Origin of the sequence: Brevibacterium sp. p3-SID960 (genome assembly GCF_025144725.1) — a bacterium.
GTDB lineage: Bacteria > Actinomycetota > Actinomycetes > Actinomycetales > Brevibacteriaceae > Brevibacterium.
On sequence record NZ_JALXKS010000021.1, the window covers coordinates 33,442 to 45,858 of the forward strand.

13 protein-coding genes and 1 pseudogene are annotated in these 12,417 nt (G+C 63.5%); 7 read left to right on the forward strand and 7 right to left on the reverse strand.

The genetic code is table 11. From position 1 onward, the window contains the following. Positions 1–68 precede the first annotated feature (68 nt). Positions 69–3,506 (reverse strand): AAA family ATPase, encoded by a 3,438-nt coding sequence (locus M3B11_RS07900; protein ID WP_259876730.1) that lies wholly within the window; start codon positions 3,504–3,506, stop codon positions 69–71. Positions 3,507–3,660: 154 nt separating this feature from the next. Further along, complete coding sequence (locus tag M3B11_RS07905) at positions 3,661–4,584, reverse strand: hypothetical protein (RefSeq protein ID WP_259876743.1); 924 nt, start codon at positions 4,582–4,584, stop codon at positions 3,661–3,663. Positions 4,585–4,673: 89 nt separating this feature from the next. Here M3B11_RS07905 and M3B11_RS07910 point away from each other — a divergent pair. Beyond that, positions 4,674–4,835, forward strand: a pseudogene (locus tag M3B11_RS07910) (peptidoglycan DD-metalloendopeptidase family protein); the annotation flags it as partial. Between the two features lie 113 nt (positions 4,836–4,948). Here M3B11_RS07910 and M3B11_RS07915 read toward each other — a convergent pair. Continuing rightward, positions 4,949–5,350 (reverse strand): GNAT family N-acetyltransferase, encoded by a 402-nt coding sequence (locus M3B11_RS07915; RefSeq protein ID WP_259876746.1) that lies wholly within the window; start codon positions 5,348–5,350, stop codon positions 4,949–4,951. A gap of 122 nt (positions 5,351–5,472) precedes the next feature. On the opposite strand from M3B11_RS07915, the gene M3B11_RS07920 reads away from it, so the two are divergent. From M3B11_RS07920 to M3B11_RS07930, 3 genes are all read left to right on the forward strand, one after another. Next, positions 5,473–5,817, forward strand: a complete 345-nt coding sequence (locus tag M3B11_RS07920) for a hypothetical protein (RefSeq protein WP_259876748.1) — start codon at positions 5,473–5,475, stop codon at positions 5,815–5,817. Positions 5,818–5,934: 117 nt separating this feature from the next. Next, positions 5,935–6,330: a multidrug efflux SMR transporter gene (locus M3B11_RS07925; RefSeq protein WP_259876754.1), complete on the forward strand. Its 396-nt coding sequence runs from the start codon at positions 5,935–5,937 to the stop codon at positions 6,328–6,330. Continuing rightward, on the forward strand, positions 6,330–6,641 hold the full coding sequence (locus M3B11_RS07930; protein WP_259876790.1) for a multidrug efflux SMR transporter: 312 nt from the start codon (positions 6,330–6,332) through the stop codon (positions 6,639–6,641). The genes M3B11_RS07925 and M3B11_RS07930 overlap by 1 nt, the downstream gene beginning before the upstream one ends. Positions 6,642–6,671: 30 nt before the next feature. On the opposite strand, the gene M3B11_RS07935 is transcribed toward M3B11_RS07930, so the two are convergent. Next, complete coding sequence (locus tag M3B11_RS07935; RefSeq protein ID WP_259876757.1) at positions 6,672–7,472, reverse strand: hypothetical protein; 801 nt, start codon at positions 7,470–7,472, stop codon at positions 6,672–6,674. A gap of 30 nt (positions 7,473–7,502) precedes the next feature. On the opposite strand from M3B11_RS07935, the gene M3B11_RS07940 reads away from it, so the two are divergent. From M3B11_RS07940 to M3B11_RS07950, 3 genes are all read left to right on the forward strand, one after another. Beyond that, a complete protein-coding gene (locus M3B11_RS07940; RefSeq protein WP_259876759.1) occupies positions 7,503–8,510 on the forward strand; it encodes a DUF2332 domain-containing protein in 1,008 nt (335 codons plus the stop codon). A gap of 67 nt (positions 8,511–8,577) precedes the next feature. Continuing rightward, positions 8,578–8,766, forward strand: coding sequence for a hypothetical protein (locus M3B11_RS07945; protein ID WP_191725234.1), 189 nt, complete (start codon positions 8,578–8,580; stop codon positions 8,764–8,766). A 160-nt stretch (positions 8,767–8,926) separates the two neighbouring features. Further along, positions 8,927–9,187 (forward strand): ribbon-helix-helix protein, CopG family, encoded by a 261-nt coding sequence (locus tag M3B11_RS07950; protein WP_259876770.1) that lies wholly within the window; start codon positions 8,927–8,929, stop codon positions 9,185–9,187. Positions 9,188–9,245: 58 nt separating this feature from the next. On the opposite strand, the gene M3B11_RS07955 is transcribed toward M3B11_RS07950, so the two are convergent. The 3 genes from M3B11_RS07955 to dnaB all read right to left on the reverse strand — a co-directional run bounded on the left by M3B11_RS07955 (position 9,246) and on the right by dnaB (position 12,338). After that, the gene (locus M3B11_RS07955) at positions 9,246–9,806 is read right to left on the reverse strand and encodes a hypothetical protein (RefSeq protein ID WP_259876773.1); all 561 of its coding nucleotides are present in this window, start codon (positions 9,804–9,806) and stop codon (positions 9,246–9,248) included. 9 nt (positions 9,807–9,815) lie between these two features. Next, on the reverse strand, positions 9,816–10,898 hold the full coding sequence (locus tag M3B11_RS07960; RefSeq protein WP_259876774.1) for an XRE family transcriptional regulator: 1,083 nt from the start codon (positions 10,896–10,898) through the stop codon (positions 9,816–9,818). A gap of 93 nt (positions 10,899–10,991) precedes the next feature. Further along, complete coding sequence (gene dnaB, locus M3B11_RS07965) at positions 10,992–12,338, reverse strand: replicative DNA helicase (protein WP_165884014.1); 1,347 nt, start codon at positions 12,336–12,338, stop codon at positions 10,992–10,994. Positions 12,339–12,417: the final 79 nt, after the last annotated feature.

The following is a 12,417-nucleotide window of genomic DNA, read 5'->3' on the forward strand; positions in this document are numbered from 1 at the left end:
GCCACCGGCCCGGTCACAGCCGTTCCCGCGGGGGCGCTTTTGGGTGGCAACTGGCATGCAGCCTCACTTCATCTAAGAGACGTTCGCCGTCTGTGCTGCCGGATGCCCAGCACGATCCAGGTCACGATGATCACGGGTAGTGCGAGTATCGACAGCAGCAAGACAATCGCGCCGGCAGCGACATGGATGAGTCCTGCTGCGGCTGTGAGCATGAACCCGCCGATGATCGTTCCGATGAGAATGACGCCCATGATGACGTGCAGACGCCACGCTGGCTTCGCGGCTTTTCGGGCTCCGTTGGATGGGTCATATGTCTGCGGTGGTGGTGCGGTCGGGTTCTGCCATGTCTGAGGCGTTGACCCGGTCTCATTCAGCGCCTGCCGGTTGGTCTCCCATTGAGGCGCCCTCGGCTGCGGACCGATCAGCGGCGCCGCCGGAGCCTGTGGAGCAGAAGGTGGCCGGGGCGTAGCTGCCGCGAGCGGGGACACCGCTGGCGGGGACGGTGCTTCCGAGGCCTCGGTGAGGTTCTGGGCGGCTGGCTCGGCTGGGGTTGCCTGTCTGTCCAGGTCGCCTCCCGACTGAGATTCATCCGGCACAGTCTGCGCCCATTCCCAGAAGTCGGTGAACGCGAGGATCGGTACTGCGTACCGTTCAGCCTGCTCGATCTGCAGCGAACCGGGCTTGGCAGCGGCCTGCACGAGGACATCGCATCCTGTGCGAGTGACCGACTGCACCGCTACCAGACCTCTGTCCTCGGCCAGCTCGACGAGGTCTGCGCGGGTGAGGCGCCCTCCAGTGTCAGGGTGTGCTGCAATGCCGACGAATGCGACCCGCGATTCGGCGGCTAGGAGCGCAGCCGCGGTTTCCCGCCCCTGTGGTTCGGGTGTGACGCGCTTCAGCTGTGCTGGGGTACCGGGCTGGCCGTCCGTATCGGCCGCAGTCGGCTCGAAGCGAGAGGCACCGTCCTCTGGCTTAGCATCCTCGGCGATGAGATCATCGCGTTCATCGTCTCGACTGATCACGGGCTCTGCGGAAGATTCCGCAACTGCTGCCGATGCCGCCTCTGACGGGGCGTGTCCTTCGGCGGCGTGGGCGGCAATCGTCGCTGATTGCTCAGCATCAGCTGCCTCTCGCACCATTCGTCCGGCGGTGACGGGGCGAATGTAAACGTCGACAGTGAAGGCACTTGGTGTTCCGACCTCACTTTCACCGGCAAGCCACGAGAAGAACTGATTCGCTGTGAAGATCGGTTTGCCCCAAGCCACAGCGTTCTTCGCCTTGTTCGACTGTGAACCTTCCTCAGCGGTGACCAGCACGTCGCATTTTGTCTTCGTCATGCTGGAGACAACCGCAAGACCGCGTGCTTCCGCGAGTGCGGCGAGCTCAGACTTCGAGACCAGGTTTCCGGCAGGGTCGACAGCTGAACCAGAGAAACAGACCCGGACCCCATCGGTGAGAACGTCGCCGATCTGATGGTGCTCCTTCACGCCATTTGTTTCGGTGCTGCGGCCTGCCATGCGGTTCACTTCGGCAAGCACCGATGCCGCCGTTGCCGATGACGCGACGGCCTCGGTGCGTGCCGACAAAAGACCTGCAAGCACCTCGACGTGGTCAGAATCCGCGTCCGCAACCTGCACGAGGAATGTTTCATCCGCTGTGTGGCTTGGCCGGGGTTTCAGGAACCCGTCTGCGGAACTCTCGGCGAGGAAAACGCCACTGCCGGCGTCAAGCTGATCTCCTTCCATGATCTTCTGCACAGCTCTAGCTCGATCGAGCGCTGTTGCAGCGCTCAACAGGCGCTCATCTTCATCTTCAAGATCCCGATCGAGGTCGTCCCCCATTGGGATATGTGCAACGACTCCATTGCGCTTCATTTCGAAGTCGATGTACGACATCGTGCGATCGATGTCCGGACCTGCCGGGGTCAGACCATCGAGAGCGGAGGCCAGCACCGGCCACGCCTGGGCGAGAGTCGGCGCCAGTTGGACATCGGAGGCTGTGATGCCGAAGTCCTGTCGGGCTGTGCCCAGATCGCGTTCTGGGTTGATGAGAGTCGTCAGTTCCTGTCCGTCATCGGTGATGACGGCGATCTCGACCGGTCTGGGCTGATACATCCGGCCGGCATCGCCAACGAAACACGCACCGATGTAAGCCCGGCCCTGAGTAATGGGGACATCGGTCTCCTCCGCGAGGAAGCGACGCACAGCGTTGCTGACCCGCAGATCTCGGGGCTTGATCGGACGGGCGAGGATCAGCCCTGCCGAATCCGTCAACCGGCTCAACGCAACATAGAGCTGACCGTCGGCGAACGTGCCACCGCTGACATCAATAACTGCCCGCTTCAGCGTCTGACCCTGGCTCTTGTGGATAGTAATCACCCACGCCAAGCGCATTGGAAGTTGTCGGAAGCGGCCGACAGGTTCGTAGACCAAAGAACCGCCCTCGACCTGCGGCCGCTTGATCTCCCATGAGTGCGGGGTCACGCGGTACGAGCTTCCGTCGGGGACTCTGACGGTGGCGACAACTTCGGTTTCAGCCCCGCCCAGGCCCTCGACCGTCTCCTCAGCGACTTCTACGACTGTTGCGATCGTCCCGTTGACCCATGCGCCGCGAGGTTCATTCGTCAGCATCATGACCTGTGCACCAACGCGCAACGGCAGCCGATCCTCCGTCGGCGGATCGAAGCCCTCGGTTTCACCCGTGTACTGCGCTTCGCTGACGATCTCAGGCCCAGGCAGCTGCTCCAGCATCTTACGGTTGCGGGCGTTGGCGATGCGGTTCGTCGTCGTCAGCGTCAGCCAATCCTCGTCAACTGGCGGTTCAAAGCCCTCAACGACGTGCTCGTTGAGCTTATCCAAAGTGTTCGACAGCAGAGACCCGTCTCGCACCGCATTGAGGATCTCTAACAGGTTCACATCGCCAGTTTGGCGGAAAACCTTCGTCAGCTCGACGGTGGTGAACCTAAAGCGATCGAAAGATCGCGCATCGAAGAAATAGGCGGACGGGTAATGGCTTTGGAAGTACTCAATCTCTCCGTCCGTCACGACCGGAGGCAGCTGAAAGAGATCCCCAACAAGCACCAGCTGCACTCCGCCCAACCACATCCCCGGCTGAGGACCGAATCGCTCGAGTGCCTCGACAATGCAGTCGAAGAGGTCCGCCCTGATCATCGAAGCTTCATCGATGATGATAGTGTCGACAGATTTCAGGACCGAGGCGAAAAGTCCGGGATAGTAGCTGCCACTTCGCACCGAGTCCACGGTCACCCCAGGCCAGAACCCGAACAGGCGGTGAATTGTATAACCGCCGACATTGAGCGCCGCTATCCCCGTTGGCGCAGCAGCGACCACGTTCCTGTCGGTTCGAGCAAGAAACTCGCGGACAAGCGTGGACTTGCCAGTGCCAGCGCGACCAGTCAGGAACACGCTCTCGCCAGCAGAGAGCAGCGACAGCGCCTCGGTGAACTCTTCGGTGAGTTCCAAATCAGCAGTCTTGGTGATCGACATGTCCGAACCACTGTCCTTCTCCATACTGGTGTTTGCTCACGACATTACCCGAGGCCCCGCCGCTGGTCAGCGCGGATGTTCAGACCTGGCAGATGCCCCGCCTGGTATCAGACGCCACCGCGGGGTCGTTTTCTGCGGCGCCGACGAGTAGGTCTCAGCCGTCGACCGCGTCGGCGAGCGCGGTGAGGAGGGCGACCTCGGTTCCGGCTAAGCCGCGGGAGAGGTAGACGCGGCGGCCGTCGGTGCGCGGGCGGACCTCGCTGTTGGCGATCTGTCCGAGCGGGATGATCGCCTCGGCCCCGCCGGGCGGCAGCAACGCCGCGGGGTCGGCCAGGTGCTGGTCGCGGGCGTCAGTGACGACGTAGGCACCGGTGAGCAGATCGTCGGGGATCTCCGAGCCCGAGGCGGTGGCCGGCCCGAGCGTGGAGATGAGGCAGTCTTCGGCAAGCCAGCTGGTGTCGATGACCGGGATGTGGGAGGTGGTGGCGAGAATGACGATGCTCGCCGCGCGCACCGCCTCTTCGGCGGTCTCAACGGCCGTGGCGGTGAGCCCGTAGCTGGTGGCGGCATGTTCGGCCAGTTCAGCGCGGCGTTTGAGGGTCGGCGCGTAGATGCGTACGTCCTCGATCCCGACGACTGCGCCCAGCGCCCAAAGCTGCTGGGCGGCCTGTCGGCCGGCCCCGATGAGCGCGACCCGGTGCGGGCCATCGCCTGCGACATAGCGGGCGGCCGCACCCCCGAGTGCGCCGGTGCGGCGGTTGCCGAGCAGGGTGCCGACGGCGATCGCTTCGAGCGCGCCGGTCAGCCGGTTGAAGGCCGTGACGAGCTGCTCTTCTTCTGCCCCGCCGGGCAGCTGTCGATCGCGGATATAAGACCGGTACCCCAGATGCGTGGTCGTCGCACCGGCTGTGATGACGAGGGTGCCGGCATCGAGCCCAGCCGCCTGCAGCGGTGCGCGCAGCCGGGGCGGGCAGGCGAGCTCATCGCGGCCATCCGCGGCGAGCGCGGCGCACATCGTGTCGACGGCCAGGCGCGGGGTCAGGTGGGTGCGGATATCGGCGTCGGTGAAGATGCGCATGCCTTGGAGTCTAGGCCCCTGTCTGACGACCGGCCAGAGACACCGGCCAGGCCACGAACCCGACCTCAGCGCTCAAGCACCACACCGGCAACGGCGTTGTCGTCAAGCACGGCGAGATCGGCAGTGAGGCGATGTACCGCTCCTACGGCCGCCTCAGCGCCGGAGACGTCAAGCCCGGTGACAAGGTCAAGGCCGGTGCGATCGTCGGCAAGACCGGCAACACCGGATCCGATGCGCCGGTCACCCCGTGACCCGCACTCATCCGCACGCTCATGGGCGACCCGATCGTGCTGTGTTCATGAGACCCGCGCCCGAGGTGGGTCCCGCCTCGGGCACGGTCGTCTCTTCGGGTGAGGTGGCCAGGTCAGGTGAGCAGCAGCTTGTAGCCGGTGTGGCTGGCGGTGAAGCCGAGGCGGTCGTAGAAGCGGTGGGCGGCGGCACGGGAGCGATCAGTGCGGGAGCGATCGGTGGTGAGCTGGAGGAGACCACAGCCGCAGGAGCGGGCATGGGCGATCGCCCACCTGAAGAGCGCCGTCCCCAGGCCCTGTCCGCTGCGGTCGGCACGGATGCGCACGGCTTCGATCCGGGCGTGCAGCATGCCGTGCCGGGAGATGCCGGGGATGAAGGTCTGTTGGCAGGTGCCCGCCACCTCGGGCGCGGGGCCAGGAGCTTCGATGACGAGGAGGAGCTGACCGGGGTCGTCGGCGAGCAGCGCGACGACCGGGAAGGTCGCCAGCGGTCGCGCGGCGGACGGCGAACTCCGCACCCTCGCGAGTGGTCGCGGCTGGTGTGCCAGGCCGATACTCACAGGCGGGAATGAGCGATTCTCAGCCCGAATGTCAGCGGTGTTGTTTATGCTTGGGCCGGGGAGCGAGAAAGGTGAAAGCCATGACGCCGCAGATCCAATGGGAAGACTGTCTCGACAACCAATCCATCCTCAACGACCTCACCGACGCGGCTGAGCAGTCCCGGCGCGAAGTCGCCCGCTGCGAGCAGTGCCTGCGCATCACAGCCGGGGATCCGAACCTCGACGGCGATGAACGCGAAGCCCTCATCGAAGCCGCGGACGAAGCCCGCGAATCCCACGCCGAACTCCTCGCCGAACAGCTGCTGCTGGAGGAGAAGCTCAGTTCCGACATCGCGCATCTGACTCACGAGGCGATCGAGGAGTTCGTCCTCGTCTACGGCGAGCGCCAGACGGGCTCGCCCGGCAGCCCGTCGGCCGGCGTCTGATAGGTGCTGTCGCTGCCGACGCCGAACCGCTAAGCTGACCCGGGTGCTGCCGCCCGGTGAGCGTGTGATGCCCGGGCTGTGCACCTGAGATGACGCTGCACATGACGGGAGGGTTCGGTGGCCGGGACTGCTGAGACGCCGCGGCGAGCGCGCGGCTGGGTGCTGCTTATCGTCGCGATCCTCGCCGAGGTGTCCGGGTCGCTGTCGCTCAAGGGAGCGCTGACCCACCCGGTGCTCTACGTGGTAGTGGTGGCCGGATTCCTCATCGCCTTCACATGCCTGGCCGGGGTGCTGCGCGCCGGGATCAGCCTGGGTGTCGCCTACAGCGTGTGGGCGGCTTTCGGGGTCGCGCTCACCGCGGTGCTCTCAGTCATCATCTACGCCGAGCCGTTCTCCTGGCTCATGGGTGCGGGCATCATCGTCATCATCGCCGGAGTGCTGTGCATCGAACTCGGCGCTCACGCCGCGAATCGCTCGGTCGAAGGGCTTGAAACCGCTGAGGGGTCCGCATGATCGCCTGGGTGTTCCTCACTGCCGCGATCGTCTCCGAGGTCGCCGGCACCCTGTGCCTGCGCATGGCCGTCACCAGCGGACGTATCTGGTACGCCGCGGTCGGCCTCGGGTACGTCATCGCATTCTCGTGCCTGTCGCTCACCCTCGCCAACGGCATGGATCTGGCCGTCGCCTACGGCATCTGGGCGGCCTGCGGCGTCGCGCTGACCGCGGTGCTGTCCCACCTGCTCTTCCGCGAACCGCTCACCTGGGTCATGGGATTGGGCATCGTGCTCGTGGCAACCGGTGTGCTGATAGTGGAACTCGGGTAACGAGGGAGGAAGCCGCCGCCGAGGCGGTGGTCACGTCATCGACTTCTGGGCCGAATCGTCGATGAAGTCGCGCCCCGATTCCTTTCGCCACATTGCATGATCGAGTCGGCCGTATGCGAGGTTCAGTTCGTCTGCGGCTCTTTCAACGAGCCGGGAGGCTTCAGTCGGCGAAACATGGCGGTTCCATAGCGCCCGTGAGACGTAACTGGTGATCATTCGATCGCCCTTGACCCCAGGAATTCCGATGAGCATGAGAAAGTAATGCCACGTCAGGCCGCTGCGCTGACCAGTAATGCCTTTCCATTCGCGGGTAACGTCTGACTTTTCGCGACTCTCACGACAGGAGAATTGCTCCTTCAAGTCGTGCGGCGTTTCGAGTCCATGCTCTTTCAGAATTTTGGCGGCCTCATACACCGCGTATGCCTTGTACGGAGCGCCCTTCTTCGACGAGGTCTTCCAGCGATTCGCGGTTGCTTCAACGAATCCTTCGATTCCTCCCCACCGGTCGAAGGCCTCCACCAAGTCCGACGCAGTGTCCTCGCACCTCTCTTCATCGCAGCTGCCGCTCTCACTGGAGCGTCGCGCACGATACCGAGAAACAACGTTCAGAACACCTGAATAATGGTTGCCGGTCGAGTAGATCGCGTCGATGACGGACAAGGCAACGCAGCCATACCCATCAGGCTGGAACCACTTCTGCTCATCGGTGCCCAGCTCTTCTTTGATGAGCTTGCAAAGAGCCATTACGTCCTCATCTGAACACTCCATGTCGGCCTCTCCCTTGAATCGCCGCTGTGAAAAGAGTCTATCCGTCTGCCCGTTTCCGGCCATGTCGCCAGGGTGGTCACGTAGTCTGTCGGCATGTCCTCAGTGCCCGATTCCGTGGTTGGCGAGACAGCCAGGATCTACCGCAGCTTCGCCCACTACCAGGCTCGCGATGTCTCCCCGATCTACGAAGACTGGGCCAATGGGATCGCCGACGATCCGATGTTGCTCGACCGTCTTGCGAACCGGCCGGCTGATAAGCGCCAACCGAACCTGCTCTTCGCCGCGGCCCGTCATCTCGGGTGCACAGCAGTGTCGAACGCCGATCTCCGGTCGTGGCTGATCTCCCACTGGGATTCCGTCACCGCGGTGATGCTGTCTCACGCTACGCAGACGAATGAGGCGAGCCGGTGCGCCACCTTGCTGCCGGTGCTGACACAGATCCCAGGTCCGTTGGCGCTCATCGAGGTTGGGGCGTCGGCGGGACTGTGTCTGTATCCGGACCGATACAGCTACGACTACTGCACCGACGCCGGTACTGTACGCGTCGACCCGCCGGGTGGCCCCAGCTCGGTGGTGCTGCCGTGCACGATCTCCGGTGCTCCGGTTCCCAACTCCGTTCCCGAGGTGGAGTGGCGGGCTGGCCTTGATCTCAACCCGCTCGACGTCACCAGCGAGTCGGATATGCGATGGCTGGAGTCTCTCATCTGGCCCGAGCACGAGGCACGAAGGCAACGACTGCGGGCAGCCTCCCAGATCGTCGCCGCAGAACCACCGCGGATTGCCACCGGGGATCTGCTCACCGACCTCGATTCCCTCATCACCGAGGCTCCGGCAGAAGCGACCGTCGTCGTGTTTCACTCAGCGGTGCTCGCCTACGTGGATGCAGAATCCCGCCGAAGGTTTGCCGATTCGATGGCTGCGCAGCCCTCAATGGTGTGGATCAGCAACGAAGGCGCAGGCGTGTTCCCGGAACTTGATGAGCCCATCGCCAAGCAGGCCAAAGGTCGGTTCGTGCTCACGGTCGACGAGACGCCTGTCGCGTATACAGGACCGCACGGTCAGTCGTATCAGGGACTCACGACGGCGCAACCGGACATCTAGATCTGACCTGATTCTCTTATATAAACTCGATGTCAGTCGCCAGAGGGGGAGCGCAAGGAGTTTGACGATGACCACCATTGCGGTCACAGCACGCCCGTGGTCAGGAGGCTGGGAACTCGAGATCGACGAAGACCGGATCACACAGGTCAGCGATCTGGCCCACGCCTCTGCACAGGTGATCGACTATCTCGACACTGCCGAGCCTGGCGTCGACCACCACGACTGTGATCTTCAGCTTACGGTCCACCATGAATGAGCTCTGCTGAACACCCGCTTCCTTTCAGCGACAGCAGTCGTTGTTTCGGGTGGGTGGTTTCACGCGTCAGTGGAGATGCCACCGGGTACGCCGCCGTCTGTCCATCCAAGGGCCAGCGCGTGGGAGCCCTCCGTCCGTTGTACGTCATACGATTGTGCGTATGAAGAAGCGCATCACGAATGGGCGCGAAGTCTCTGATGGGCAGGTTCAAGCATGGCCGGTCGAGGCGGAGTCCGGTTACGACGTCGACCAGCTGAATCGCCGGTGGGGAAGGCCAGCCCGCGTTGAGAAGACTTCCCAGGTGGTTCTGACACGCTTGCCGGATGCAGAGCTGGCGGCGCTGATGGAACGAGCCGACCGCGAAGGTCTGGATCGCTCGACTGCCATTCGGGCAGCAGTGCGGGAGTGGTCGGCTAAGTAGTCTGCTGCAACCTCCCGCCCCGCGCCCACGTGGGCGGCCGAGATCGCACCAGGCAGCTTCAGCCTGTGCTGGCCAGCCATTTCTCGAACCGCTGCTCAAGGAAGATCTCGGGCTTTCGGCGAAGAGAGATCCGGCCATTGTCCAGCAGCACGGCACGGAAGCGACGCACATTTTCGCGAGACGTCAGACCTCTCTTCAGCGCGACGCGCAACAGCTGCCACGTATCGATGCACCGAGTTCCATCTGCAAAAGGGTGGGCATTGTAGTCCTCGGTGACGAACACCGCCTTGAGCTGTCGGCTGCGGATGATCGTGAGCGTCTCTGCTTCACCGAGGTGTTCGTCCTGATGATCTCCCGGTGCTGCCATCAGCTGCCGCAGTGATCGAATCTGCTGATGTTCACCGTCGTGGGGCATGATCGGTTCGCCGAGAATCCGTTCGCTGCTCGTGGCGGGATCTGGGAGCGATAGCTTCGGTCCGACTCGCTCACATTCTATGGAGACGGTCCCGGTCCACCGGCCTCGCTGGCCGAGGATCTGCTCCAGCAGGTCCATCTCGCCGCAGAGCGAGAAATTGATGAGGACGCCGGTGTCGTGAAAGAAGAACCAAGATGTACTCACGAGCGCGGATCAACCCAGCAGATCCATCAGCTCATCATCGGAAAGCGACGGCGGCGCAGGTTCGTCGATCTCAAGTTCGTCCGCGGCTACTCCCAGCATCCACGCCAGTGTTTCCTTGTGCAGCATGCCGGCTTCGATTCGCTTCAGATGCGCGCTGCGCAGCCAAGCCGGAAAGCGACGCTGTGATGCTTCTTCCATCCGATCGCTGATGGCGTCACCGTTATATGCTCCACCTCCAGACCAGTACCGCCGCAGCACCTTCTGCGTTGTGAACTCCAAAGCCGCCGTCACTTCAGGGGACGGCGTGATTCCGAGTGTCTCGAGACGCACGCGAAGCGACTTTGTCGAAACGCCATTTCGCCACAAGTAATCAGCGACCTCGGTCGGATTCATCGTCTCCCAGGCCGAGCCCCGCATCTCCGAAGCTGGCATCAGCAGCTCGGCAGCGAAAGCATGCGCAGCTGCCTCGCGCTGCCCTGCGTCTGGTGAATCGGGCCGGACGTCCTCGTGTTTGAGTGTAAGGTGTCCGAGTTCATGAGCAAGGGACCAGTTCTCGTAGAACCAGTTGCCGGAGGCGTTGGTGGCAATCACCTGCCGCCCGTTGAGGGTCATAGCGTAGGCAGTTGACAGTTCAGGAAGTGAAATGACGTCGACGCCGAGTGCTTCGAGACCCGCCACGAAGGTCCGGGGAAAATCCTTCCCGAGCTGTTCGCGCACTTCCGCAACCGTCGTCGGCAGAGCTGGCGACGATGCGATCTCGCCTGCCTGCACGTATGCCAACCGGATCCCGTCCAGGATTTGCTCGTCGTCAGCAATGCGTTCGACGCTGCGGATCCTGGTCTCGTGATCGAAGCGGTGCCGTGCGGCGACCGGTAGTCGGCTGTCCGTCGTCGGTTCACCGGTGATGAGGTAGTCGAGGTCAGCATCGAGCGTGCGGGAGATAGCTGCCAGCTCGACGGCAGCGAATCCGCGTTTGCCGTTGAGGGCACGCGACATGCCGTCGGTGGTAATGCCGACGGCCTGTGCCAGTTGCTTCTGTGTCAGCCCCCGCTCGTTCATAGCGGCAGCAACACGTGCGCCGATGGAGTCCATCATTCAAGTGTAGAGACAAGTTGGGAATTTCCCAACTCCCTCCTTTGATGGCCCGACGATTCAACCGTGTATCGCCCCCTGAACCTCACACCATCAGTGCGGCATATTGGCAAACCGCGAGCGCGCACCCTGGAAGGCGACCTTGATCTCGCCGGTCGGGCCGTTGCGGTGCTTGGCGACGATGATGTCGGCCTCACCGGCGTGCGGGGACTCCGGATCGTACATGTCCTCACGGTGGATCAGCAGCACCATATCGGCATCCTGCTCGATCGAACCGGACTCGCGCAGATCCGAGATCATCGGCCGCTTGTCGGTGCGCTGCTCAGAGGACCGGTTGAGCTGCGAGAGCGCGATGACCGGGACTTCGAGCTCCTTGGCCAGCAGTTTGAGCGACCGGGAGAACTCCGAGACCTCCTGCTGACGCGACTCCACGCGTTTGCCGGAGGACATCAGCTGCAGGTAGTCGATGACGATGAGCTGCAGGTCGTGCTGCTGTTTGAGCCGGCGGCACTTGGCGCGGATCTCGGTCAGTGCCATGTTCGGCGAGTCGTCGATGTACAGCGGCGCATCGTGCATCCGCGACATCTTCGCCGCCAACGTCGTCCAGTCCTGTTCGGAGACCTCACCACGGCGCAGGTTCTGCAGCGGCACCCCGGATTCTGCGCTGAGCAGGCGCATCGACAGCTCCTGCTTGCCCATCTCCAGGGAGAAGATGACGGTGCACTGACGCGCGGCGATCGCCGCCGAACGAGCCATGTCGAGGGCCAGCGTCGACTTGCCGACACCAGGACGGGCGGCGATGACGATCATCTGGCCCGGATGCAGGCCGTTGGTGAGGTCATCGAACTCGGTGAAGCCGGTCGGCACGCCGACGGTGTCGTCGCCGTGCTCGCCCATCCGCTCGATCTCATTGGCGGTGTGCTCCATGATCTCGCCGAGGCGCACATAGTCCTCAGCGGTGCGCCGCTCGGTGACCTGGTAGATCTCAGTCTGTGCGCGGTTGACCAGATCGTCTGTATCGCCCTCGGCGTCGTAGCCCATCTGCACGATCCGGGTGCCGGCTTCGACCAGCTTGCGCAGCATCGCGCGTTCGCGCACGATCTGGGCGTAGTAGCCGGCGTTCGCCGCAGTCGGCACCGAGGCGATGAGCGTGTGCAGATACGTCGCCCCGCCCACCCGGGCAAGCGATCCGGCCTTCTGCAGGGCGTTGGCGACGGTGACTGCATCGGCGGGCTCACCGCGGGCGTAGAGGTCGAGGATGACGTCGTAGATCGTCTCGTTTGCCGGCTTGTAGAAGTCCTCGCCGCGCAGCGTTTCGACAACGTCAGCGATCGCGTCCTTCGACAGCATCATGCCGCCGAGGATCGACTCCTCGGCATCGAGATCCTGGGGCGGAGTCCGCATTCCGGCCTCTGCCCGCTGCCACTGATCGTCTGTCATCGGCGCCTTTCCATCAGCTGTCTGCTGTCCCACTGTAGCCGCTCGGGAACCTGCCGACATATCGCCGGCAGGCGGGTGT

Bases quoted from the DNA above. Each gene is read 5' to 3' on its own strand.
- M3B11_RS07900 (WP_259876730.1), bottom strand. From the start codon at position 3,506: ATGTCGATCACCAAGACTGCTGATTTGGAACTCACCGAAGAGTTCACC.
- M3B11_RS07905 (WP_259876743.1), bottom strand. From the start codon at position 4,584: ATGCGCATCTTCACCGACGCCGATATCCGCACCCACCTGACCCCGCGC.
- M3B11_RS07935 (WP_259876757.1), bottom strand. From the start codon at position 7,472: ATGGCCGGAAACGGGCAGACGGATAGACTCTTTTCACAGCGGCGATTC.
- M3B11_RS07920 (WP_259876748.1), top strand. From the start codon at position 5,473: ATGACGCCGCAGATCCAATGGGAAGACTGTCTCGACAACCAATCCATC.
- dnaB (WP_165884014.1), bottom strand. From the start codon at position 12,338: ATGACAGACGATCAGTGGCAGCGGGCAGAGGCCGGAATGCGGACTCCG.
- M3B11_RS07940 (WP_259876759.1), top strand. From the start codon at position 7,503: ATGTCCTCAGTGCCCGATTCCGTGGTTGGCGAGACAGCCAGGATCTAC.
- M3B11_RS07945 (WP_191725234.1), top strand. From the start codon at position 8,578: ATGACCACCATTGCGGTCACAGCACGCCCGTGGTCAGGAGGCTGGGAA.
- M3B11_RS07950 (WP_259876770.1), top strand. From the start codon at position 8,927: ATGAAGAAGCGCATCACGAATGGGCGCGAAGTCTCTGATGGGCAGGTT.
- M3B11_RS07960 (WP_259876774.1), bottom strand. From the start codon at position 10,898: ATGGACTCCATCGGCGCACGTGTTGCTGCCGCTATGAACGAGCGGGGG.